Origin of the sequence: Mycolicibacterium sichuanense, from assembly GCF_033741125.1 — a bacterium.
Taxonomy (GTDB): Bacteria; Actinomycetota; Actinomycetes; order Mycobacteriales; family Mycobacteriaceae; genus Mycobacterium.
In genome coordinates this window covers 492,619-516,021 of the sequence record NZ_JAWQPU010000002.1, presented here as the reverse complement: position 1 = coordinate 516,021, position 23,403 = coordinate 492,619, and the positions used below count along the sequence as shown (strand labels likewise).

At 69.2% G+C, this 23,403-nt stretch carries 24 protein-coding genes, 1 tRNA gene and 1 pseudogene; 17 read left to right on the top strand and 9 right to left on the bottom strand.

What is annotated here, in order from left to right; translation table 11 throughout:
* The first annotated feature begins 42 nt into the window (after positions 1-42).
* From SBI80_RS09380 to SBI80_RS09370, 3 genes are all read left to right on the top strand, one after another.
* Positions 43-1,017, top strand: coding sequence for a metallophosphoesterase (locus SBI80_RS09380; RefSeq protein WP_318974182.1), 975 nt, complete (start codon positions 43-45; stop codon positions 1,015-1,017).
* On the top strand, positions 1,014-2,126 hold the full coding sequence (gene cds1 / locus SBI80_RS09375; protein WP_318974181.1) for an L-cysteine desulfhydrase Cds1: 1,113 nt from the start codon (positions 1,014-1,016) through the stop codon (positions 2,124-2,126). The genes SBI80_RS09380 and cds1 overlap by 4 nt, the downstream gene beginning before the upstream one ends.
* Before the next feature lie 329 nt (positions 2,127-2,455).
* Positions 2,456-2,529: transfer RNA gene (locus tag SBI80_RS09370), tRNA-Pro, on the top strand.
* Positions 2,530-2,622: 93 nt separating this feature from the next.
* On the opposite strand, the gene SBI80_RS09365 is transcribed toward SBI80_RS09370, so the two are convergent.
* From SBI80_RS09365 to SBI80_RS09350, 4 genes are all read right to left on the bottom strand, one after another.
* Complete coding sequence (locus SBI80_RS09365) at positions 2,623-3,195, bottom strand: CHAP domain-containing protein (RefSeq protein WP_318974180.1); 573 nt, start codon at positions 3,193-3,195, stop codon at positions 2,623-2,625.
* Positions 3,196-3,292: 97 nt separating this feature from the next.
* Entirely contained in the window at positions 3,293-3,538 is a 246-nt protein-coding gene (locus SBI80_RS09360; RefSeq protein WP_318974179.1) for a hypothetical protein, read from the bottom strand.
* Between the two features lie 71 nt (positions 3,539-3,609).
* Complete coding sequence (locus tag SBI80_RS09355) at positions 3,610-4,596, bottom strand: LLM class F420-dependent oxidoreductase (protein ID WP_318974178.1); 987 nt, start codon at positions 4,594-4,596, stop codon at positions 3,610-3,612.
* Between the two features lie 39 nt (positions 4,597-4,635).
* Positions 4,636-5,100, bottom strand: a complete 465-nt coding sequence (locus SBI80_RS09350; RefSeq protein ID WP_318974177.1) for a GatB/YqeY domain-containing protein — start codon at positions 5,098-5,100, stop codon at positions 4,636-4,638.
* Positions 5,101-5,171: 71 nt separating this feature from the next.
* On the opposite strand from SBI80_RS09350, the gene SBI80_RS09345 reads away from it, so the two are divergent.
* The 5 genes from SBI80_RS09345 to SBI80_RS09325 are packed head-to-tail and all read left to right on the top strand — an operon-like array spanning position 5,172 to position 10,476.
* Entirely contained in the window at positions 5,172-6,401 is a 1,230-nt protein-coding gene (locus tag SBI80_RS09345) for a DUF7847 domain-containing protein (protein WP_413232681.1), read from the top strand.
* A 1-nt stretch (position 6,402) separates the two neighbouring features.
* On the top strand, positions 6,403-7,056 hold the full coding sequence (locus SBI80_RS09340; RefSeq protein ID WP_318974175.1) for a DUF4129 domain-containing protein: 654 nt from the start codon (positions 6,403-6,405) through the stop codon (positions 7,054-7,056).
* Positions 7,053-8,186 (top strand): DUF4350 domain-containing protein, encoded by a 1,134-nt coding sequence (locus tag SBI80_RS09335; protein WP_318974174.1) that lies wholly within the window; start codon positions 7,053-7,055, stop codon positions 8,184-8,186. Before SBI80_RS09340 ends, SBI80_RS09335 begins: the two co-directional genes overlap by 4 nt.
* Positions 8,183-9,154: an AAA family ATPase gene (locus tag SBI80_RS09330; protein ID WP_318974173.1), complete on the top strand. Its 972-nt coding sequence runs from the start codon at positions 8,183-8,185 to the stop codon at positions 9,152-9,154. The genes SBI80_RS09335 and SBI80_RS09330 overlap by 4 nt, the downstream gene beginning before the upstream one ends.
* Positions 9,154-10,476: a DUF58 domain-containing protein gene (locus SBI80_RS09325; protein ID WP_318974172.1), complete on the top strand. Its 1,323-nt coding sequence runs from the start codon at positions 9,154-9,156 to the stop codon at positions 10,474-10,476. Before SBI80_RS09330 ends, SBI80_RS09325 begins: the two co-directional genes overlap by 1 nt.
* A 7-nt stretch (positions 10,477-10,483) precedes the next feature.
* On the opposite strand, the gene SBI80_RS09320 is transcribed toward SBI80_RS09325, so the two are convergent.
* Complete coding sequence (locus tag SBI80_RS09320) at positions 10,484-11,476, bottom strand: stage II sporulation protein M (protein ID WP_318974171.1); 993 nt, start codon at positions 11,474-11,476, stop codon at positions 10,484-10,486.
* Between the two features lie 28 nt (positions 11,477-11,504).
* Here SBI80_RS09320 and SBI80_RS09315 point away from each other — a divergent pair, with 28 nt between their 5' ends.
* The 3 genes and pseudogenes from SBI80_RS09315 to lfrA all read left to right on the top strand — a co-directional run.
* Positions 11,505-12,380, top strand: coding sequence for an RDD family protein (locus tag SBI80_RS09315; RefSeq protein ID WP_318974170.1), 876 nt, complete (start codon positions 11,505-11,507; stop codon positions 12,378-12,380).
* Between the two features lie 49 nt (positions 12,381-12,429).
* Positions 12,430-13,002: a TetR/AcrR family transcriptional regulator gene (locus SBI80_RS09310; RefSeq protein WP_318974169.1), complete on the top strand. Its 573-nt coding sequence runs from the start codon at positions 12,430-12,432 to the stop codon at positions 13,000-13,002.
* Positions 13,003-13,036: 34 nt separating this feature from the next.
* A pseudogene (lfrA, locus tag SBI80_RS09305) lies at positions 13,037-14,545 on the top strand (efflux MFS transporter LfrA); the annotation flags it as partial.
* A 4-nt stretch (positions 14,546-14,549) separates the two neighbouring features.
* Here lfrA and SBI80_RS28225 read toward each other — a convergent pair.
* From SBI80_RS28225 to SBI80_RS09290, 4 genes are read right to left on the bottom strand one after another with little or no spacing between them, the layout of a single operon-like run.
* Positions 14,550-14,720, bottom strand: a complete 171-nt coding sequence (locus tag SBI80_RS28225) for an anthrone oxygenase family protein (RefSeq protein WP_413232680.1) — start codon at positions 14,718-14,720, stop codon at positions 14,550-14,552.
* 36 nt (positions 14,721-14,756) lie between these two features.
* On the bottom strand, positions 14,757-15,887 hold the full coding sequence (locus SBI80_RS09300; RefSeq protein WP_413232691.1) for a cation:proton antiporter: 1,131 nt from the start codon (positions 15,885-15,887) through the stop codon (positions 14,757-14,759).
* 57 nt (positions 15,888-15,944) lie between these two features.
* Positions 15,945-16,322 carry a hypothetical protein gene (locus tag SBI80_RS09295; RefSeq protein ID WP_318974166.1) on the bottom strand — a complete coding sequence of 126 codons (378 nt, stop codon included), beginning with the start codon at positions 16,320-16,322 and terminating at the stop codon, positions 15,945-15,947.
* A 36-nt stretch (positions 16,323-16,358) separates the two neighbouring features.
* Positions 16,359-17,702 (bottom strand): carotenoid oxygenase family protein, encoded by a 1,344-nt coding sequence (locus SBI80_RS09290; RefSeq protein ID WP_318974165.1) that lies wholly within the window; start codon positions 17,700-17,702, stop codon positions 16,359-16,361.
* Positions 17,703-17,822: 120 nt separating this feature from the next.
* Here SBI80_RS09290 and SBI80_RS09285 point away from each other — a divergent pair, with 120 nt between their 5' ends.
* The 6 genes from SBI80_RS09285 to SBI80_RS09260 all read left to right on the top strand — a co-directional run bounded on the left by SBI80_RS09285 (position 17,823) and on the right by SBI80_RS09260 (position 23,375).
* Positions 17,823-18,524 (top strand): GntR family transcriptional regulator, encoded by a 702-nt coding sequence (locus tag SBI80_RS09285; RefSeq protein WP_318974164.1) that lies wholly within the window; start codon positions 17,823-17,825, stop codon positions 18,522-18,524.
* A gap of 115 nt (positions 18,525-18,639) precedes the next feature.
* Complete coding sequence (locus SBI80_RS09280) at positions 18,640-20,211, top strand: NCS1 family nucleobase:cation symporter-1 (RefSeq protein ID WP_318974163.1); 1,572 nt, start codon at positions 18,640-18,642, stop codon at positions 20,209-20,211.
* A 65-nt stretch (positions 20,212-20,276) separates the two neighbouring features.
* The gene (locus tag SBI80_RS09275) at positions 20,277-20,819 is read left to right on the top strand and encodes a PadR family transcriptional regulator (protein WP_318974162.1); all 543 of its coding nucleotides are present in this window, start codon (positions 20,277-20,279) and stop codon (positions 20,817-20,819) included.
* A 103-nt stretch (positions 20,820-20,922) separates the two neighbouring features.
* Positions 20,923-21,681 (top strand): PadR family transcriptional regulator, encoded by a 759-nt coding sequence (locus SBI80_RS09270; protein WP_318974161.1) that lies wholly within the window; start codon positions 20,923-20,925, stop codon positions 21,679-21,681.
* A gap of 66 nt (positions 21,682-21,747) precedes the next feature.
* Positions 21,748-22,617, top strand: coding sequence for an oxidoreductase (locus SBI80_RS09265; protein WP_318974160.1), 870 nt, complete (start codon positions 21,748-21,750; stop codon positions 22,615-22,617).
* 35 nt (positions 22,618-22,652) lie between these two features.
* Positions 22,653-23,375, top strand: coding sequence for a class I SAM-dependent methyltransferase (locus SBI80_RS09260; protein ID WP_318974393.1), 723 nt, complete (start codon positions 22,653-22,655; stop codon positions 23,373-23,375).
* The last annotated feature ends 28 nt before the right edge of the window (positions 23,376-23,403 follow it).

The window sequence follows — 23,403 nt, the reverse complement described above, 5'->3', positions numbered from 1 at the left end:
GACTCCCGGGTGGCTGCCATCGTGTGGCAGTAGGCTGCGTTCATGCTCGCCCGTTCGACGGTCCTGAATTCGACGGTCCTGAAGAAGTCCGCTTCGCTGGCAGCTGGTTCGCTGGCTGCGGGAATCGCCTACGCCACGCTGATCGAACGCAATGCGTTCGTGGTGCGCGAGACCACCATGCCGGTGCTGACGCCGGGGTCATCGCCCCTGCGGGTGCTGCACCTCAGCGACTTCCACATGATGCCGGGCCAGCGCCGCAAGCAGGCGTGGGTCCGCGATCTCGCCGGCTGGCAGCCCGACCTCGTCATCAACACCGGTGACAACCTGGCTCACCCCAGGTCCGTGCCGTCGGTCGTGCAGGCGCTCAGCGACCTGTTGGCGGTGCCAGGCCTGTTCGTGTTCGGCAGCAACGACTACTTCGCGCCCAAGCCGAAGAACCCGACGAACTACCTGTTCAAGCCGTCGCATCGGATCACCGGTGAAGCCCTTCCCTGGCAGGACCTGCGCGCTGCGTTCACCGAACGCGGCTGGTTGGACATGACGCACACCAAGCGCGAGATCGAGGTCAAGGGTCAGCTGATCGCCGCGGCCGGCGTCGATGACCCGCACCTGTCCCGCGATCGCTACGACACCATCGCCGGGCCCGCGAACGCGGCGGCCAACCTCACCCTCGGCCTGGTGCACGCGCCGTACACCCGAGTGCTGGATCGCTTCGCCGGCGACGGTTACCAGTTGGTGCTGGCGGGCCACACCCACGGCGGGCAGCTGTGTCTGCCCTTCCGAGGTGCCGTCGTGACCAACTGCGATCTGGACCCGTCGCGGGCCAAGGGGCCGTCGCGGTGGGGTGCGCACATGCAGTTGCACGTGTCCGCCGGGCTCGGCACCTCGCCGTACGCGCCGTATCGGTTCTGCTGCCGCCCGGAGGCCACGCTGCTGACGCTGGTGGCCGCGCCGACCGGTGGGGGCAGTCTCGGCAGCCGCGCCGACGTGTCGCACCCAGCAGTATCTGCGCGTTGACCGACGACACCTCCGTCGCCGTCCGACGCCACCCGCGCGACTGGGTGGACAACGCGGTCCGGCTCATCGAGGCCGACGCCCGGCGCAGCGCCGACACCCATCTGCTGCGCTATCCGCTGCCCGCGGCGTGGTGTGACGGCGTGGGTGACGTTCGGGTGGCGCTGTATCTGAAGGACGAGACCACCCACATCACCGGCAGCCTCAAGCACCGGCTGGCGCGGTCGTTGTTCCTGTACGGCCTGTGCAACGGCTGGATCGGCGAGGGAACCACGGTGATCGAGGCGTCGTCGGGGTCGACGGCGGTCTCGGAGGCCTACTTCGCGGCGATGCTCGGCCTTCCGTTCATCGCGGTGATGCCGTCCTCGACCAGCGCGGCCAAGATCGCGCTCATCGAATCCCAAGGCGGGCGTTGCCATTTCGTCGCCGAGTCATCCCAGGTCTACGCGGCGGCCGAGCGCCTCGCCGAGGAGACCGGCGGGCACTACCTCGACCAGTTCACCAACGCCGAGCGTGCCACCGACTGGCGTGGCAACAACAACATCGCCGAGTCGATCTTTCATCAGATGCACGACGAGGAATTCCCCATCCCGGAGTGGATCGTCGTCGGGGCGGGCACCGGTGGAACCAGCGCGACGATTGGGCGGTATCTGCGGTACCGGCGCTACGGCACCGAGCTCTGCGTGGTGGATCCGGAGAATTCGGCGTTCTTCCCGTCGTACGTCCAGGGCCGCCGCGACGTCGCAGGCGCCTCGTCCCGGATCGAGGGCATCGGACGGCCCCGGGTAGAACCGTCGTTCTTGCCTGGCGTCATCGATCGAATGCTCGTGGTGCCTGACGCGGGTTCGATCGCGGCAGCTCACCACGTGAGCGCGGTGCTGGGGCGCAAGGTCGGGCCCTCGACGGGAACCAATGTCTGGGGGGCGTTCCGGCTACTGGCAGAGATGATCGCCGAGGGACGCAGCGGATCGGTGGTGACGTTGCTCGCCGACAGCGGCGATCGCTACGTCGACACCTACTTCGACGAGGAGTGGCTCAGCAGTCGCGGGCTGGACCCGTCCGAATCGGGTTCGGTGCTCCACGAATTCGAGCGCACCGGCCGCTGGACCTGATCGCCACGCGAGAGCGCGCCGCGGCCGAACCGGTCGGACGTCGCAAACAGCCACAATGCGGCGATGGCGAACAATCCGAAGTAGATCGTGGCACCCAACCCGGTCATGTGATGGCCTTCCTTGCGTCGATGTGTAGTGGAACTCGCTGGTGGTAACGTCGCCGGCGCCGGATTGCATTCCTGAGCGCCGTGCACCTGGTCTACCCATCGACGCCGGGGCTAATCACGAAGGTGGCCTGACCCACCCGCAGCACGGTCGTCGAGATGCCCGCAGCGCTGGGCGTTTGGCTTCCGCCTGGCTCGGTGCGATACGCTGTCGAGGCTCAAACGCGGGGTATGGCGCAGCTTGGTAGCGCGCTTCGTTCGGGACGAAGAGGTCGTGGGTTCAAATCCCGCTACCCCGACAGCGTGAATGCAGATCGTGAATGCAGAAGGCCCCAGCCGGGTGATCCGGCCGGGGCCTTCTGCGTCAGCGCATCAGGGTCGAACGCAACGGGTCATGGCATCAGGATGTAGGACATCCCCGGGACGTTGCGGACGTCGCGATCGTTGAAGATGCCGACGCCACCCATCGCCACGTTGTTCATCTCGGTCACGTGGATCGACTGGCCGTCGGCGGACACCGAATCGACCCATGCGACGTGGCCGTAGCCGCCCGCCCCGGAGACCCCGGGCTGGAAGACCACCATCGATCGGTCCTGCGGCTGATCGACGACGGTGTAGCCCGCCGCGGCGGCCGAATCCCGCCAATCCAGGGCGTTGCCGCGCATCGCCGGATAGGACCCGCTGGCCTCGAACCACTTCTGGGCGGCACCCCAGGTGCACTGTCCTTCGGTACCGGGGTTGATGCTCTGCGTGCGGCCTGCCGTGCGGACCGCGCTGGCACTGACCGTCTGGTAATCGGTGGCTGCACCCACGTCGGCGGTCGCGACCGCGGCCCCGGTGAACGCTTGGGTGGCGACGACGGTGCCGGCGACGACGGCCGCCATTCCGTATCGGATGACGGCGCCGGGGGCCGAGGGCCCATGGGCGTCCTGACGACGGCAAGCAAACGACCCGAAACCGAACATGTGAAGCCTCCCGTGCGTATGGCCCTCCCCGACCCGCTACATCGGTATATCAGAATGGTGACGAATTGGCACCAAATCGTGACCTATCGAACCCGGGTCACGCCTTGACGAGCACCCGTTCGGCGTCCTCGTCGTGCTGGTGAACCTTCGCGTACACGGCGAACGAGCCCACCTCGGCCACGCCCAGCAAGATCACCGGCCACACCGCGCCCGCTGCCGCGCTCAAGCCAAGGCGCTGGCCGGCCGGGCGGCGCTCGTCACCGAGACGAGCGCTGGCGACGAACACCACGACGGCCGCGATGGCCGCGGCGGTGCCGTACGCGGTCACGAGAGTGGAGACCACGATGTACCCCCTTCGTCGATTGGCTGTTGGCAAATGGGGTGCCCGCTACCGTTCCGCTCCAACCCCGCCGATCAGCCGGCGGCGGCCCGTAGCTTCTCCAGCAGTGGTTGCGCCGCCTCGGCGAGGAACCGGTCCTGCCCCTCGTCGCCGACCTGCACCAGCGCGATGTCGGTGAACCCGGCCTTCCAGTACTCGCTGACGGCCTCCACGATGGCGTCCAGGTCGGGCCCACAGGGAATGGACGACGCCACGTCCTCCGGCTTGACGAACTGGGTGGCACCGGCGAAACCGGCCGTCGTCGGCAGGTCGGCGTTCACCGACCAGCCGCCGGCGAACCAGCGGAACTGTTCGTGCGCCCGTGCCACCGCGGCACTCTCGTCGGGATCCCAGCAGATCGGGATCTGTCCGATGACCCGGGAGTCACCGGGCAAACCGGTACCCCTGCGGGCGCCGTGCCACCCGTCGACCAGGTCCTTGTCTGGCTCGACGGCGATGAGGTGCTCGACCAGCGGCGAGAACGTCTCGACCGAGCGGTCGCCCGATACGGCGGCGGCGATGGCCACGGGTACCTCGGGCAGGTCCCACAACCGGGCCGAATCCACCTCGAAGTACTCGCCCTTCCAGTCCACCAACTCGCCGGTGAACAGCTCCTTGATGATCTGGACCGCCTCGCGCAGCATGTCCTGGCGGCGCTTGATGGTCGGCCACCCCTTGCCGACGACGTGTTCGTTCAGGTTCTCGCCACTGCCCACGCCGAGCGTGAAGCGTCCGTCGGCGAGGATCTGCAGGGTGGCCGCCTGCTGGGCGACGATCGCCGGGTGATAGCGAACGGTCGGGCAGGTGACGTAGGTGAGGAGTTCGACCCGCTCGGTGGCGTGGGCTACTGCGCCCAGCACCGTCCAGGCGTTCGGGGCATGCCCCTGCGCCGAGAGCCACGGCGAGTAGTGGTCACTACTGACCTCGAAGTCGAAACCCAGCCGCTCCGCCGAAACCGCATATTCCACAAGCTGTTTCGGGCCGCTCTGCTCGGTCATGAGGGTGTAGCCAAATCGCGTCATGATTGACGCCTACCCGCGGACGGACGCGGGGAAAACTCGCTACAGGCGTTCCTTCACCGCGGCCGACAATCTGGCACCGTCGGCCTTGCCCTCGGCGGTCGCGGTCGCGGCCGCCATCACCTTGCCCATCTGCTTGAGGCCGGGCCGCTCACCGATCTCCTCGGCGACCTGAGCGATGGCGGTATCGACCAGGTTGGCCACCTCGTCGTCGTTCAGCGGCGTGGGCAGGTAGTCGTCGATGACCTGGGCCTCGGCACGCTCGTTGGCGGCCAGGTCGCCACGGCCGTTGGTGACGTAGACCTCGGCGGCCTCGCCCCGCTTGCGCGATTCGCGGGCCAGCACCTTGAGCACCTCGTCGTCGGTCAGCTCGCGGACCTTGTCACCGGACACCTCCTCGGCCTGGATCGCCGCGATCACCATCCGCAGCGTGGCCGTGGTCAGCTTGTCCCGCGCCTTCATCGCGACCGTCAGATCGGCGCGCAACTGGTCCTTGAGTTCCGACATGGCGTAGACGCTACGCCCGGCCCGGTGCACGTCGGCGGGACACGTTGTCATTCGCATCGGCTATCGACAGGATGGTGGGCATGAGCAGCGACGCCGGAGGTCTGATGCCGCCGCCGCCCGGTTACTACCCGCCACCCGGTCATCCGCCCCAGGGTTACCAAGCCCCACCGGGTTACCAAGCCCCGCCGGGTTACCAAGCCCCACCGGGTTACCAAGCCCCGCCCGCTCATTACCCTCCACCCGGATATCCGCCTGCCGGTTACTACCAGCCCCCCGGCTACCCGCCCCCCGGCCATCCACCAATGGGGCCGCCCCCGGCACTCAAGCCAGGCGTCATCCCACTGCGCCCACTGAGCCTGTCCGACGTCTTCAACGCGTCGATCACCTACATCCGCGCCAACCCCAAGGCCACCCTCGGGCTGACGACCATCGTCGTGGTGGTCGCCGAGGTGGTGGCGCTGCTGATCCAGATCGGGCCGCTGGCCGGGTCGGGTCTGCTGACGCCGTCGGCGACGGGCGGTCTCGGGCAGACCGGAACCTCCGAGATCTCCGACTCGGCGACCATCGGACTGCTGCTGTCCAGCGTCGCGGGGTTCGCCACGACCGCGTTGGCCGGCATCGTGCTCAGCGGTCTGCTCACCGTGGTGATCGGCCGCGCGATCTTCGGCTCGTCGATCGGCATCGGTGAGGCGTGGCGACGGGTCCGCGGACGGCTGTTGCCGCTGCTCGGAGTCACCGCCCTGGAGGCGCTCGGCGCCATCGTGCTGATCGGCGTCACGGCCGGGTTGATCGCGGCGGTAGGCCAGATCGCCGGTGGTCCAGCGGCGTTCATCGTCGGCGCGCTGGTGGTATTGGTGTTGGTTGCCCTGCTGGTCTACCTGTATACGATGCTGAGCTTCGCGCCGACCCTGATCGTCTTGGAGCGCATCGGGGTGATGGCTGCCATCGGCCGGTCATTCGACCTGGTCCGCCACGACTTCTGGCGGGTGTTCGGCATCCGGCTGCTCGCGGCGGTGGTCGCGGCCGTCGTCTCGGGTGCGGTGACGGTGCCCTTCAGCTTCGTCGGGCAGATCATGCTGATCGTCGGCGAGTCGACGACCACCACGGTGATCGGCGTCATCCTCGTCGGCATCGGCAGTGCCGTCGGCCAAATCATCACGGCGCCCTTCAACGCCGGTGTCGTCGTGCTGCTCTACACCGACCGCCGTATCCGGGCCGAGGCCTTCGACCTGGTGCTGCAGACCGGCGTCACCGGCGCAGTTACCTCCACCGACGACCTGTGGCTCACCCCGCACCACTGACGTGTCAACCATCGACATAGACCGCGACGCCGCGCGCGACGCCGCTCAGCACGAGCTGAGCAAGCCCGGCTATCCGCGGGGATCGCTGACCGACGAGCTGTCGCGGCTGCTCGACGACCTGGTCTTCAAGATCCTCTCCGGCGGCGCCTCGGTACCCGGTGGCTGGCTGACGATCACCGTGCTGCTGATCATCGTGGCGGTCGCCGTCCTGGTGGCGGCCCGGGTCGCCCGGCGCACGATGCGTACCGGCCGCCGCGCTGCGGGCGTGCTGTTCGAATCGGGCGAGATGACCTCGGCACAGTTCCGCGCTGCCGCCGAACAGGCTGCCGCGCTTGGCGATTGGGCCTCGGCGATCCAGCATCGCGTACGCGGCGTGGCCCGCCGGCTCGAGGAGACTGCGGTGCTCGACCCCGTACCCGGCCGCACCGCCACCGAGCTGGCCCGCGACGCCGGGGTCGCGATGCCCGGGCTGTCTGTCGAATTGCGCCGGGTGGCAGTGGCATTCAACGACGTCACCTACGGTGAGCGGCCGGGAATCGAGCCGGAGTACCTGATGGTCGCCGATCTCGATCGCCACCTGCTCGCGCACGCCGGCGCGGGCCAGCCGGTGAGCGGTGCTGCGGAGTCGGCCGACGGATGGGCCGAGGTGCGATGACCGGCGCCGCGCCCGCCCCGGTACGCAGGTGGAGCACCCTGCGCTGGGTGCTGCTGGCGGTACTGATCGTCGTCGGCGTCTCGACCGTGTCGGCATTGCTCGCAGGTCCCCGCATGGGCGGCCGGATGGATCCCGACGCCACCACGCCCGAGGGGGCCCACGCGCTCGTCGCGCTGCTTCGCGACCACGGCGCCGACGTCGTCACCGCCGACGACCTGGCCTCGGTCGAACGGTCCGCGACGGCGAACACCCTGCTGCTGGTGGCACCGACGCCGTACCGCGTCGGCGCGGAGGGGCTGCAGCGGCTGCTGGCGTTGCCGGGTGATCTGCTCCTGGTCGAACCGCTGTCCAGCACCCTGGAGGCGCTGGCTCCGCACGTGCGTACCGCGACGGCCGGGACGTTCGGCGGCGAGCCAAACTGCGACCTTCGCGAGGCCACCAGGGCGGGCCGGGTGCAGCTCGGCTTCAGCGAGACCTACGAGGCGGCCGACGGGCAGCGTGACGTGACCCGGTGCTACGACGGCGCGCTGGTCCGCTACTCCGAGGGCGGGCGAACCGTCACCGTCGTCGGGACGGCCGACTTCATGACCAATTCCGGTCTGCTGCAGGAAGGCAACGCCGCGCTCGCGATGAATCTGGCAGGCTCCCAGCCGAGGATCATCTGGTACTCCCCCAAGCGCATCGCCAACGAATCCGACGGCGCCACCTCGATCATGGACCTCATCCCGGCCCGGGTCGGCTGGATCGTCCTGCAGCTCTGTCTGACCGTCGCGTTCGTGGCGCTGTGGCGCGGCCGCAGGATGGGGCCGCTGGTCGCCGAGGATCTACCGGTGGTGGTGCGCGCCTCGGAGACCGTCGAGGGCCGCGGCAGGCTCTACCGGTCGCGGCGGGCCCGCGACAGCGCCGCGTCGGCACTGCGGGCGGCCGTGCTGAGCCGAGTCCTGCCCCGGCTGGGGCTCGGGACCGCCACCGACCCGGCTGCCGTCGTCGACAACGTGGCACGCCGCGTTCACCAGGACCCCGCCACCGTGGGCCACGCCCTGTACGGTCCAGAACCCGCCGACGACGCAGAACTCGTCGAACTCTCCCGACTACTGGACGACATCGAAAGGCAGGTCACCACCCCGTGACGACGACGGACCCGGCGCCGACCCACGAAGATGCCCGAAACGCGTTGTTGGCGTTGCGTTCCGAGATCGGCAAGGCGGTGGTCGGTCAGGACGCCGTGGTGAGCGGTCTGGTGGTCGCACTGCTCTGCCGGGGACACGTGCTCCTGGAGGGCGTGCCAGGTGTCGCCAAGACGCTGCTGGTGCGGACGCTGGCCGCGGCGTTGCAGCTGGACTTCAAACGGGTGCAGTTCACCCCGGACCTGATGCCCGGTGACGTCACCGGATCCCTGGTGTACGACGCGCGCACCGCGGAGTTCGAGTTCCGGGCCGGGCCCGTGTTCACCAATCTCCTACTGGCCGACGAGATCAACCGCACCCCGCCCAAGACCCAGGCCGCGCTGCTGGAGGCGATGGAGGAACGGCAGGTCAGCGTCGACGGCACGGCGCGGCCGCTACCCGACCCCTTCATCGTCGCCGCCACGCAGAACCCCATCGAGTACGAGGGCACCTACCAGTTGCCGGAGGCGCAGCTCGACCGCTTCCTGCTCAAGCTGAACGTACCGCTGCCGCCACGTGACCAGGAGATCGCGATCCTATCCAGGCACGCAAGGGGTTTCGATCCGCGTGACCTGTCGACGATCCGACCGGTGGCTGGTCCGGCCGAGCTCGCCGCGGGGCGCGACGCGGTGCGCCAGGTGCTGGTGGCCGACGAGGTCACGGGTTACATCGTCGACATCGCGGGCGCCACCCGGCGATCACCGGCCCTGCAGCTGGGGGTCTCGCCGCGTGGTGCGACGGCACTGCTGGCGACCTCGCGATCGTGGGCGTGGCTGTCCGGGCGCCATTACGTCACCCCCGACGACGTCAAGGCGATGGCCAGGCCCACGCTGCGGCACCGCATCGCCCTTCGGCCAGAGGCCGAGCTCGAGGGCGCGACCGCCGACGGCGTACTCGACGGCATCCTGTCCGCGGTCCCGGTACCGCGCTAGTGGTCATCACCGGCCGCGTCGGCCTGGTCGCCCTGATCTGCGTGCTGCCAATCGCCGTATCACCATGGCCCGCAACGGCCTTCGTGATCCTGCTCGGCCTGCTGCTACTGTCCGTCATCGTCGACGTGGCACTGGCGGCCAGCCCGCGGCGGTTGCACCTGCACCGGTTCGGCGACGTCACGGCGAGGCTGGGCGAGCCCGTCGATGCGGTGTTGGTCGTCGAGAACCTGGACCGTCGCCGGTTCCGTGGGGGCGTGCGCGACGCGTGGGTCCCCTCGGCGCGCGCCGAGCCCCGCAGTCACCGGCTCGACATCGCTGCGGGACAACGGGTTCGGGTCGTCACCACGCTGCGGCCCGTGCGCCGCGGCGAGCAACGCTCGGCGCTGGTGACCGCGCGGTCGGTGGGCCCCCTCGGGCTGGCGGGCCGACAGGTTTCGCGGGAGGCACCCGCGCAGGTGCGGATCCTGCCGCCGTTCCTGTCGCGCAAGCACCTCCCGTCGCGGCTGGCCAAACTCCGCGAGCTGGATGGGGCGGTACCGGTGCTGATCCGGGGCCAAGGCACCGAATTCGACTCGCTGCGGGAATACGTCGTCGGCGACGACGTCCGGTCCATCGACTGGCGGGCCTCCGCCCGGCGGGCCGACGTCGTGGTGCGGACCTGGCGTCCGGAGCGCGACCGCCGGATCGTCATCGTCCTCGACACGGGCCGCACGTCGGCGGGCCGGGTCGGCGTCGACCCCACGGCCAGCGATCCGAGCGGCTGGCCACGGCTGGACTGGTCGATGGACGCGGCATTGCTGTTGGCGGCGTTGGCTTCTCGCGCGGGTGATCACGTCGACTTCGTCGCCCATGACCGCGTGCCGCGCGCCGGCCTGTTCGGGGCGTCCCGCAGCGAGTTGCTGCCCCAGCTGGTGACGGCCATGGCGCCGTTGCAGCCCGCCCTCGTCGAGTCCGATGCCCCGGCGATGGTCGCCGCGGTGCAGCGTCGCGTCCGGCGCCGTGCGCTCGTCGTCCTGCTGACCGACCTGAACCCGTCGGCTCTCGACGAGGGGTTGATGGACGTCCTGCCACGGCTGACGGCCAAGCATCAGCTGATGGTCGCTGCCGTCGCCGATCCCCGGGTGGACCGGCTGGCGGGCGGCCGTTCCGACGCCGCCGAGGTGTACGACGCCGCGGCCGCCGAACGCTCGCGCAACGACCGCGGCGCCATCGCGAACCGGTTGCGGCGCCACGGTGTCGACGTCGTCGACGAATTGCCCGCGGACTTGGCGCCCGCGCTGGCCGACCGCTACCTGGCGATGAAGGCCAGCGGCAAGCTCTAGGCCCTGGCTAACCGGTGGGCATCACGTCCGGCGCGTCGTCGACGTCTCCGGTCTCGCCGGCGCGCGCGGCCCGGCCCCCGAAGTGCACGACGTAGGCCAGGAACCCCAGCTCGGCGGCCACCCCGATCCCCACCCGCGCAAACGTCGGCAGCGGCGACGGCGTGACGAAGGCTTCGATCACACCCGAGATCAGCAGCACGACCACGAGCCCGACGGCCACCGACACCACCGCACGCCCCTGCTCGGCGAGCACCTGAGCCCGCGGCCGGTCCCCCGGTGCCACCACCGACCAGCCCAGCCGCATCCCCACCGCGCCGGCCAGGAACACCGCGGTCAGCTCCAGCAGACCGTGCGGGGTGAGCAGACCGAGGAAGACGTCGCCCTTGCCTGCATCGAACATCAGCCCACCCACCACCCCGAGGTTGGCGGCGTTCTGGAAGAGCACGTACGGGATCGGCAAGCCGAGCAGGATTGCGAAGCCGATGCACTGGGCGGCCACCCACGCATTGTTGGTCCACACCCGCAGCGCGAAGGAGCCGGCCGGGTTCTCGCGGTAGTACGACGCGAATTGGCGGTCGACGAGGTCCGCGATGTCCGACGGGGTGCCGACGGCGGCCTGCACCTCGGGATTGCCCGCGACCCACACCCCCAGCACTGCCGCGACGGCGAAGAACACGATCGCCGACCCGAGCCACCACCGCCACGCGCGATAGGCGACGACGGGGAACGACACCGTCCAGAACCTGGCGAACTCACTCCACAGCGGCGCGTGGGCGCCCGTGACCGCCGCCCTGGCGGTCGCGACCAGCCCGGAGAGCCGGCCCACCAGCACGCCGTCGGTCGACGCGCTGCGCACCATCGACAGGTGGGTCGACACCCGCTGATACAGGTCGACCAACTCGTCTACCTCGGCGCCGGTCAGTTTGCGGCGACGCTTGACCAGGTCCTCCAGCCGGTCCCATGCGGGCCGGTGAGCCAGCACGAAGGCGTCGACATCCATCGGTCGAATCCTAGTAGCGTGACTTCTCGTGATCGCCCAGCCGGAGTCCATGGTCACCGGCGATGCCGTGGTGCTCGACGTGCAGATCGCGCAGTTGCCCGTCCGCGCGCTGGCCGCGCTGATCGACCTGGCGGTCATCGGCATCGGCTACGTCGCCGGGGTGGTGCTGTGGGCCGTGACGATCTACGACTTCGACGAAGCTCTGTCGGCCGCGGTCCTGGTCGTGTTCACCGTCCTGACCATCGTGGGCTACCCCGTCGTGTTCGAGACCGCGACCAGGGGGCGTTCGCTGGGCAAGATGGCGCTCGGGTTGCGCGTCGTCTCCGACGACGGTGGCCCGGAGCGGTTCCGCCAGGCGCTGTTTCGCGCGTTGGCGGGGTTCATCGAGATCTGGATGTTCGCCGGCGGGCCCGCGGTGATCTGCAGCATGGTCTCGGCGAAGGGCAAGCGGCTCGGCGACGTCTTCGCCGGCACCATGGTGATCACCGAGCGGGCGCCGAAGCTGCCAGCGCCCGTGCCGATGCCGCCGGTGCTCGCCTGGTGGGCGTCCTCGCTGCAGCTGTCCGGACTGCGGCCCGAACAAGCCGAGCTGGCCCGGCAGTTCCTCTCCCGCGCCGATCGCCTCGAGCCCGCCATCCGCGCGCAGATGGCGCATCGCATCTGCACCGACGTCGTGGCCCAGGTGTCGCCGCCACCGCCGCCGGGAGCGCCCGCGCCCCTGATCCTTGCCGCCGTACTGGCCGAGCGGCACCGCCGCGAGCTCGCCCGGCTGCGCCCCGACACCCCGGCTCCCACGGGGCCGCTCTGGCACCCGCCACCACCGCAGGCACCGCCCGCCCCACCACCACCACCACGATCATCACCCGGCCCGGTCCAACCAGGGGGGTTCACCCTGCCCGATTGAGTGGGACACCATTGTCTCACTTTGGCGCATCAGTGCTACATTGAGAGGCATGAGCGCACCGTTGCCGATCGAGGGTGGCCCGCGGACCAGGACCCGCCGGGCGATCCTCGATGCGGCGATGACCGTGCTGGCCACCAACCCCGGCGCCTCGCTCGGGGACATCGCAACTGCGGCCGAGGTCGGCCGCAGCACCCTGCACCGGTATTTCTCGGAGCGCTCCGACCTGTTGCGGGCGCTGGCCCTGCACGTGCACGCCATCAGCAACGCGGCCATCGCGCACGCCGAGCCGGACTGCGGCCCTCCCGTCGAGGCCCTGCGCCGCGTCGTCGAGTGTCAGCTGGACCTCGGCCCGATCGTGCCGTTCGTCTACAACGACCCGGCCCTGCTGGCGGACCCCGAACTGGCGGCCGAACTCGACACCGGCGACGAGGTGATCGTCGAGGTGCTCGACCGGGCGGCCACCCAGGGTGCCCCCGGGCCACCGGAGTGGCCCCGGCTGGTGTTCTGGGCCCTACTCAACGCCGGTTACGACGCCGCCCGCCGAGGCACCCCCCGCGTGCAGATCGTCGACGCCATCATGGCCAGCCTCACGCAGGGCACCATCAATCCCAATCAGCCGTGACGTCACCGGCTTTGCCCGAAATAGGAGCACTCGAATGTCCAGCCACCTGGACGTCAGCCCGACGTCCACCCCCACCCCGCGGCGCGCCTGGGTAGCGCTCGCGGTCCTCATGCTGCCGGTGTTGTTGATCGCGGTCGACAACACCGTGCTCGCCTTCGCCTTGCCCAGCATCGCGCAGGACTTCCGTCCCGCCGCGACCACGCAGCTGTGGATCGTCGACGTCTACTCCCTGGTGCTGGCCGCGCTGCTGGTGACCATGGGCAGCATCGGCGACCGCATCGGCCGACGTCGGCTGCTGGTGATCGGCGCCGCCGGCTTCGCCGTGGTGTCGGCCATCGCGGCGTTCGCCCCTAGCGCCGAATACCTGGTGGCGGCACGCGCGCTGCTCGGCGTCTTCGGCGCGATGCTGATGCCGTCGACGCTGTCGCTGATCCGCAACATCTTCACCGATGCGTCGGCCCGCCGGCTGGCCATCGCCCTGTGGGCCTCCTGCTTCACCGCCGGGTCGGCACTGGGCCCGATCGTCGGCGGCCTTCTGCTGCAGCACTTCCACTGGGGCGCGGTGTTCCTGGTCGCCGTGCCGATCCTGCTCCCGCTGCTGGTGTTGGCGCCGCGACTGGTGCCGGAGTCCAAGGACCCCCATCCGGGCCCGCTGGATCCGTTCAGCGTGCTGCTGACGCTGACCACCATGCTGCCGATCGTGTGGGCCATCAAGTCGACCGCGCACGACGGCGTCTCGTGGCTGGCCAGTGCCGCTCTGGTCGTCGGGGTTGGCTCCGGCGTGCTGTTCGTCCGTCGCCAGCGCCGCACTGCCACACCGATGTTGGACGTCGCGCTGTTCACCTACGGTCCGTTCTCGTCGTCGATCCTGGCCAACTTCCTGTCGATCGTCGGCCTGATTGGGTTCATCTTCTTCATCTCCCAGCACCTGCAGCTGGTGCTGGGGCTGAGCCCGCTGGCCGCCGGTCTGGTCACCCTGCCAGGTGCGGTGCTGTCGATGATCGCGGGTGTCGCCGTGGTGCCACTCGCGAAGCGCTTCGCGCCCCACGTCCTGATGGTGGTGGGCCTGGTACTCGTCGCTGCCGGCTTCGGAGCCATCCTGGCCTTCCGGCACGACCTGACGGTGGTGGCCGTCATCGTGTCGTTCGTCATCCTGGAGATCGGCGTCGGCATGTCCCAAACGATCTCCAACGACACCATCGTGGCGTCGGTGCCGCCCGCGAAATCCGGTGCGGCATCGGCAGTCTCGGAAACTGCCTACGAGCTCGGCGCAGTCGTGGGCACGGCCACCCTAGGCACCATCTTCACCGCGTACTACCGCGCCAACGTAGAGCTGCCCGGTGGCCTGACCGACCTGCAGAGCGCCGATGCCCGCGAGAGCATCGGCGGCGCAACGTCGGTCGCGCAGACGCTGCCTCCTGCGCTGAGCCACCGGTTGCTGGAGTCCGCACGGGGGGCGTTCGACGCCGGCATCGGTCCAACGGCGACCATCGCCGCCGTGCTGGTGCTGATCGCGGCGGCCGTCGTCGCCATGACGTTCCGCAACGTCAGCGCTGATGCGAGCCGACCAGCATCAGCGCCGAACCCAGCAGCGGAGCCGCCGTTCGAACGTGGTTCCACACTGTCCGCGGGGTCGGGTAGGCCTGCCATTCCCGCAACGCGTCCGCTGCGGATGGACCCGGTGGATCCAGCGCCGCCAACCGGTCATTGAGCGGCACGTTGCACGCGATGGTGACGACGTCAGCCCCGGCCGGCTACCGGGCCGGTGCCTCTGCAGGGGGCGCCGTGGGCGGCACGGCGGGCTGACTCCGCTTCACGACGGTCCCCGCGACGGTCGTCGCCGCGATGGTCAGCAGCGCGCCGAGGATCAGCGCCGAGGGCTCTCCCGGGCCCAACAGCTTGAGCTGCGTACCCAACGTGGCCGCGGCGACGGGGACACCGAGCTGGGCCGCGGCCATCACGCCCAGCGCCAGCGGCTGCCCGAAAACCCTTCCCGCACAGTGCACGAGCACCGCACCGGCCCCCAGCGCAACCCCCAGCCCGATGAACGCGGGACGTTCACCGAGCTCGCGCACCTGTAGTGAAGCCCCAAGCCAGACGAAGAACAACGGCCCGAAGAACCCCTCGGTGATGCCCAGCAGCTGGCGGGCCAGCCGGCGCGGCTCGCCGATGCCGTTGACCACCAGGCCGAGCGCGAAGCCCGCCAGCATGATCGACACGTGCGTGGAGGTGGCCACCGCAGCCAGTGCGAACAGCATCAGCAGGCTGAAGCGCAGTTCGAGGGCGAGCTGGTGCCGCTTGGAGTACTGCCGCAGCCGCTTGCGGGTGCCCCGGCGTTCGAAGTAGCGCAGGACGAGGAACAGCGCGCCACCGCACACGGCGATCACCGCGGCGCCGACGGCGGCCCGCGGCGCGCGGGAGGGGTCGATCACCAAGGGCAGCAACACGATCGAGGCCGCATCGGCGATCGCGATCTGAGCCTTGACCGAGAGCACCGGCGCCCCGGTGAGGTGGAATTCGTCGATGATCGGCAGGGCCACCGCTGCCGATGACGACGCCATCAGCACTGCGTACAGCGCCGCGTGCCCGGTGCCGAACGCTCTGGCCAGCACCACGCCCAGCACGGCGGCGACGACGCCGACCAGCACGGCCCGCGCCACCGCCTTCGGGATGCCGGCGCGCAGCGTGGTGTCGCGCACCGGAACGTGGGTGCCGACGACGAACATCACCAGCGCGAAGCCGATGTCGGCCAGGAGCGTGAAGGTGGGGTCCCCGGGGTCGACGACGCCGAAGCCGGTCCGGCCGATCACCATGCCGGCGACGAGCTCGCCGATGATCACCGGTATGCGCAGGCCGGGCACGGCCACCAGCAGCGGCCCCGCCATGCCGACCAGGACCAGCAGTGCCAGGGTGTGAAACCCGAAGCCCGACACGTCAGCTCGTCACGATTGCCACGACACCAGCCGGCACGGGATGGGGGTGTTCTCGTCGACCAGGTAGCTCGCGCAGACTCGGTGATAACCGTCGGCGATTTGCAGTGGGACGCCCTCGACGGCGTTGCCCCGCACCAGCAGGATCGGGGAGAGCTTCTTCCCGTCGGCGATCTTGGCCAGGTCGCTCTTGACGTGGGCGTTGGTGTCGGGCAGCAGCGGCAGGCCGGCCGCCCGCAGGATGTCCTTGGCCTTGCGGGGCTCGGTCTGGGCCGACTTGAGCGCGTCCACCGTCTTGGCGGTCGCCTCGGACTCGCCGACGAGGCTCAGATAGTCCGCGGCAGCGGAGTAGTCGTGATCCTCTGGTACGTCGAGCCACTTGACAGCCATCGGGACACGATAGACCGGCTGGCTGTCAGCGCGGTGTTAGCTCGGGATCCAGTTTCCGTGGAACCCAAAGGGCACCCGCTGCGGCAGCTTGATGGTGGCGACGGGGTCGCCGGCGAAGTCGGCGGCGTCCAGGATCACCAGGTCGCTTCCGTCGCGGACGGGATCGTAGACGTATCCCAGGTAGTAGCCGGATGATTCGTCGGCCGGTCCCTCCGCAGGCACGAACACGGCCTCCCCGGGCACTCCCGGTGTGGCCGCCGCGCCGAACCGGTGCGCCACCGCGCTGCCACTGGTCAGATCGTGGCGGACCAGCTCGTCCTTGCCCACCGAGACGGCGTAGCGCGCGGGCAGCCCGGCGAGCCGGTCGTCGATGCGGGGGAACTCCACCGCCCGCTCGTCGAGCCGGCTCTCCGAGACGGTGCCGGTGGACAGGTCGATCGTCCACGTCCACATCGCCGCGTCGGCGTCGAAACCACCATCATGGCGCCATAATTCGGGATAGCGTGCGGCTTGGAGGACGATGCGGTTACCCGCGTCGTAGGCGTTTGCGACGTGGAAGACGTAGCACGGGTCGACGTCGAACCAGCGGATCGGCCCGTACGGATCGTCGCGGCGCATCACCCCGAGGCGCGCGCCGTAGTCGTCGCTCCAGCGGAACGGCATGCCCCCGCTGGCGGCGGCGTCCACGTCGAACACGATCGGCAGGTCCATGAAGACGACGTGTGCTGCGGTGAGGGCGAAGTCGTGCATCATCGTCAGGGCCTTGACGTCCACCGGCCGGTCGATGGTCAGCACGCCGTCGGCGTCCACCCGGTGATAGGTGACATAGGGCTCGAAGAGGTTGCCGTAGCCGAAGAAGTGCATCTCGCCGGTGATGGGGCAGATCTTCGGGTGCGCGGTCATCGAGTCCACCAGCTTGCCACCGAAGTCGTAGGCCCCCACGGTCTCGAGGTCGTTGGTGATCTCGTACGGCAGCGAGGACTCGACGAGCGCAAGGGTCTTGCCGGCGTGGTTGACCACGTGGGTGTTGGACACCGCCGAGCGCAGGTTGCGCGTGCCGTCGGCGTTGTAGAGCGGGAAGTCGTCGTCGAAGCTATCGGTGCGCACCCAGCGGTTGCGGTACCAGGCGGCGCGGCCGTTCTCGACGCGCACGCCGTGGATCATGCCGTCACCGGTGAACCAGTGCCCGGTCGCTTGCCGCGGGTTGGGACCGTTGCGCAGGTACCAACCGTCGAGTTCCGGCGGAATGGCGCCCTCGACGGGCAGGTCGAATTCGGTGAGTTCGGCTTCGACCGGTGCATAGTTGCCGCGCTGGTAGAAGTCGCCGGTGCCAAGCAGTTCGGCCTCCGCGCGTTCGGCAGTGACGTCGGTTTCGGTCATGTCTGTCTCCCTGAGCTGAGGGGCTGATTCGTCCACCATGACACTCCAGAAGTGACATGTCAATAGTGGAATGTTGGGCGGTTCCGCTCCTACCGGCCCGATTCCTGGGAAGATGGCCTGATGTCGGCCCGCCGCCACTCCGCGCTGCTGTTCAAGCTCGCGGTCAACCGCGGTGACCCCGCTGCGCAATCGATCGTCGACGAGTTGCGCCGCGTCATCCTCGACGGCGCCGTACCCCCGGGCACCCCGATCCCGGTGGGTGAGGTCGCGGACCTGTTCGGCGTCAGCCACATCCCCGTCCGCGAGAGCCTCAAGACCCTCACCGGGGAGGGCCTGGTCGCGCACCAGGCCAACATCGGCTATGCCGTCGCGCAGCTCACCGCCAGCGAGCTGGCCGAGATGTACATCGTCCGCGAGACGCTGGAATCCGCCGCACTGTCGGCCGCGATCGTCCGCGCCACCGACGCCGACTGCGCCCACGTCACGGAGGCCAACCGGCGCCTGGAGCAGGCCGTTGCCGACGACGATCCGCATACCTATCACCGGCAGAGCCGCATCTTCCACATGGGCCTGGCCCGTCCGTCGGGGATGCTTCGCCTGATCCACATGCTCGAATCTGCCTGGAACATAACCGAACCCGTACAGGTGATGGTGCACGTCGAGCACGCGCAGCGTGCCCAGCTACACGAGGACCACCAGGAGATGCTGGCCGCGTTCCTCGCCCGCGATGCCGACCGCCTGCTGACCTCCAGCGCCGCGCACCACCGCAGGCTCAACGAGGTGGTTGCCACGCTGCCGGCGAATTCGGGGCTGGCCGACTGACCACGGCGTCGCGGTCGCGCCCAAGATATATCTTCGGCGCAACGGTCCTGCAACAACTCCCAGCTAGCTTTTGCCAATCGTCATGCACTAGTCGCACGAAGAGCAGGAGCCAGGGATGACCGACGTCAAAGAGCCGCCGCCCAGTGCCGTGGTCGCCGCGGGCGACATCGTGGAGGCTGCCGGCCATCCCGTCGGCGGCGGTCTGATCAAGGACCACTACGACCCGCGCCTGACCAACGAGGACCTCGCACCCCTGGCCAAGCAGTCGTGGTCGTCGTACAACATCTTCGCGTTCTGGATGTCCGACGTGCACAGCGTCGGCGGGTACGTCACCGCGGGCAGCCTGTTCGCGCTCGGCCTGGCCAGCTGGCAGGTGCTCATCGCGCTGCTGGTGGGCATCACGATCGTGTACTTCCTGTGCAACCTGGTCGCCAAGCCCAGCCAGCAAGCGGGCGTTCCCTACCCGGTGGTGTGCCGCAGCCCCTTCGGGGTGCTTGGTGCCAACATTCCCGCGATCATCCGCGGCCTGATCGCGGTGGCGTGGTACGGCATCCAGACCTACCTCGCGTCGGCTGCGCTGGACGTGGTGCTACTCAAGCTCTTCCCGGGACTGGCGCCCTACGCCGACGTCGACCAGTACGGCTTCACCGGTCTGTCGTTGCTCGGCTGGGGCAGCTTCACGCTGCTCTGGGTGCTACAGGCCGCCGTCTTCTGGCGTGGCATGGAGTCCATCCGCAAGTTCATCGACTTCTGCGGACCGGCCGTCTACGTCGTGATGTTCATCCTCTGCGGGTACCTGCTGTGGAAGTCCGGCTGGCACGTCAGCCTCGACCTTGGCGGTGAGAAGAAGGGCAACTCACTGGTCATCATGCTCGGCGCGATCGCGCTGGTGGTGTCCTACTTCTCGGGCCCGATGCTCAACTTCGGTGACTTCGCTCGGTACGGCAAGAGCTTCAAGGCGGTCAAGAAGGGCAACTTCCTGGGTCTGCCGGTCAACTTCTTGGTGTTCTCGCTGCTGGTGGTCATCACCGCGGCGGCGACGGTGCCGGTGTTCGGCGAGCTGATCACCGACCCGGTCGCAACGGTGGCCCGCATCGACAGCGTGACCGCAATCGTGTTGGGCGCCTTGACGTTCAGCATCGCGACGATCGGCATCAACATCGTCGCGAACTTCATCTCCCCCGCCTTCGACTTCTCCAACGTCAGCCCGCAGCGGATCAGCTGGCGGATGGGCGGCATGATCGCCGCGGTCGGCTCGGTGCTGCTGACACCGTGGAATCTGTACGGCAACCCGGAGGTCATCCACTACACGCTGGAGACGCTCGGCGCGTTCATCGGCCCGCTGTTCGGCGTGCTGCTCGCGGACTTCTACCTGGTGCGCAAGCAGAAGATCATCGTCGACGACCTGTTCACCATGTCCACGACCGCCAACTACTGGTACAAGAACGGCTACAACCCGGCGGCGGTGGTGGCGACGCTGATCGGCGCCATCCTGGCCATGGCGCCCGTGCTGCTGGGTGGCGTCTTGTTCGGCATGGCAGGTGCCGCGCAGTACAGCTGGTTCATCGGCTGCGGCGTGGCGCTGGTCATCTACTACGCGTTGGCCACCAGGGGACCGTGGCGGATGACCGCGCTGGCGCTGGCCGAGGGCGCCACGCTGGTCGACGCGGAGAACGAGTCGATCTAACCCCTGCGACACACCCGTACGGGCCGACATTCCACAACTGGAATGTCGGCCCGTAGGCTTGGTGGGTGAGCCTTCGCTTCGCGGCCCTCGGCCTCCTCGCCCAGCAACCGGGCAGCGGTTATGACCTGCTGCGCCGGTTCGAGAACTCGATGGCCAACGTCTGGCCCGCGACCCAGAGCCAGCTGTACGGCGAGCTGAACAAACTCGCCGCCGACGGGCTCATCGAGGTGGGCGAGATCGGGCCGCGGGGACGCAAGGAGTACCGGGTTACCGAGGCTGGACGTGCCGAACTGGTGCGCTGGGTGACCAATCCGCAGGACGATCCCCCCTATCGCAGCGCGTCGCTGCTGCGGGTGTTCCTCCTTGGCGAGATCCCCGCCGACCAGGCCCGCGAGTACCTGGCCGGATTCGCCGCGCACGCCGATTCCGAGTTGCAGCGCCTCCGCGAGCTACGTGATGCCCTGGCGCCGTGGGGTGACGGTGACGCCGAGTTCTTCGGCCTTGGCGCGCTGGAGTACGGCCTCGGCGCAGCGGAGATGGAGGGCCGCTGGGCACGGTCCCTGATCGCGGCCCTCGACGAGCGGCAGGGCAGGTGCCAAACCCCCTGACGCTCACCTGACGCGAACCAATGGTTGCATCGCGATAGTTTCCGATATATCGTCAACGTATCGGAAGCGCATTCGGCGTTTCCCAGCGAAGGAGACACCACCCATGAACACCCCATTCACACCCCCCAACGGCCCCTTCTCGGGCCAACCCCAGGCGACCGGCTTCGGCTTCGGTTTCGGACCCGTAGACCGCCGCGCCATCCACGAGCACCGGCGCCACGCCCGACGGGCCTTCCGCAACGAGTTCCGTGACGCGGTCCGCAGCCACGACGACGGCCATGACGGTCCGTTCGACGGCGCCTTCGGACCAGGCGGCTTCGGGCCCGGTTTCGGGCCCGGCTTTGGCCGTGCGTTCGGCGGTCCCGGCTTCGGCGGACCCGGCTTCGGTCGCGGCCCCCGCGGCGGCGGTCGAGGACGCGGCCGGGGCAGGCGTGGCGACGTCCGCGCCGCCATCCTCACGCTGCTCACCGAACGACCGATGCACGGTTACGAGATGATCCAGGAGATCGCCGAACGCAGCCAGGACCTGTGGAAGCCCAGCCCCGGCTCGGTCTACCCGACCCTGCAGCTGCTGGTCGACGAGGATCTCATCGTGGGCACCGAGAGTGACGGCAGCAAGAAGCTGTTCGAACTCACCGATGCCGGCCGGGCCGCCGCCGAGAAGATCGAGACGGCCCCGTGGGACGAGATCACCGAGGGCGCCGACCCCGGCGCCGTGAACCTGCGCAGTGCCGTCGGCCAGCTGATGGGCGCGGTCAAGCAGTCCTTCTTCGCGGCCAACCCCGAGCAGCAAAAGCGCATCGTCGACGTCGTCAACAACGCCCGCCGCGAGATCTACGGCATCCTCGGCGAGTCCGAGTAGAAGATTCCGCCAACGAATGGGGGCGCATTCGGATTGAATGCGCCCCCTTCGCGGTTGGATCACTTCATGACGACCTTTCAGCTCGGAGAATTCACCGTCGACCGCGTCGGCTTCGGCGCGATGCAGCTCCCCGGCCCCGGTGTGTTCGGTCCCCCGCGCGACCACGACCAGGCAATCGCCGTGCTCCGGCGCGCGGTCGAGCTCGGCGTCGACCACATCGACACCGCCCAGTTCTACGGTCCCGACGTGGCCAACGCCCTCATCCGCGAGGCGCTGCACCCCTACGCCGACGATCTCGCGCTTGTCAGCAAGGTCGGCGCTCGGCGCGATGCCGAGGGCAACTGGATTCCCGCGGCCGAACCCGAGGACCTGCGCGCCGACATCGAGGTCAACCTGCGCGAGCTGGGCGTCGACCAGCTGGCCGCGGTCAACCTGCGCATCCACTCCGGTGACCCGAACTCGGTTGGCCCCGTCGACCACGACCTGTTCGACCGGCAACTGACCGCCATGATCGCCGCCCGTGACGACGGTCTGATCGGCGGCATCGGCCTGTCCAGCATCAGCGCCGAACACCTGCGCATCGCGCTGGACCGCACCGAGATAGTCACCGTCCAGAACGCATACAACCTGGTCGACCGGACCTCCCAGCCGGTGCTGGACCTCTGCACCGCACACGGCATCTCGTTCGTGCCGTTCTTCCCCCTCGGCTCCGGCTTCACCGCCGAGAACCCGGTCCTCGGTCATCCGGTGGTGACCAAGGCCGCCGCGGATCTCGGGTACACCCCCGCCCAGATCGCGCTGGCCTGGACGCTGGCCGCCGCCCCCAACGTGCTGCTGATTCCCGGCACGTCCTCGGTCCGGCATCTGGAGGAGAACCTCGCGGTACGCGACATCGCACTCCCCGCCGACGTCGTCGACGCGATCTCGGCAGGCTGATCCGGGTGCCACCGTCCCCCGGCCGCCTCGACCGCATGCCCCGCGGCGGGCCCGACGCGTCCTGCCTGGACCGGCTGCTGCAGACCGACCGGCAGGAGTATCTCGACCGCGAGGACGTCGATCCGAAGGTCAAGCGAAGCGTGATCAGGGCCTTGGAGCTGACCGGGGAGTGGTTCGGCAACCACCAGAGGTTCGCTCATCTGGTGCTCGACGAGGTGGCCGAGGTTCCCGACCCGCGCATTCTCGAGCTGGGGGCCGGCCACGGCGGGCTGTCGGCGAAGGTGCACGAGATGCACCCCACCGCGCGCCTCACCGTGACCGACGTGTCGCCGGAGTCCGTGGCGGCGATCGCGGCGGGCCCACTGGGCCGCGACCCGCGTGTCGCGGTGCGCACCATGGATGCCACCGACGTCGACGCCCCCGACTCGGCCTTCGACCTGGCGGTGTTCGCGCTGTCGTTTCACCATCTGCCGCCCGCGCTGGCTTCCCGCGTGCTCGCCGAGGGCACCCGCGTCGCCGACAAGCTGGTGATCGTCGACCTGCCCCGGCCGCCGGCGCCGCTGCACCTGCTGCGGTTGGCGACGATGCTGCCGCTCGCTCCGTTCGTCCCCTTCGTGCACGACGGGGTCATCAGTTCGCTGCGCACCTACAGCCCATCGGCGCTGCGGGCACTGGCCGCACACGCCAGCCCCGACATCGAACTGGAACTTCGCGGCGGTCTCATCAGTCCGCAGGTCGCGGTGGCGTCGCGTCGCTAGGCTCGGACCATGGGTGACGGCTATGGGT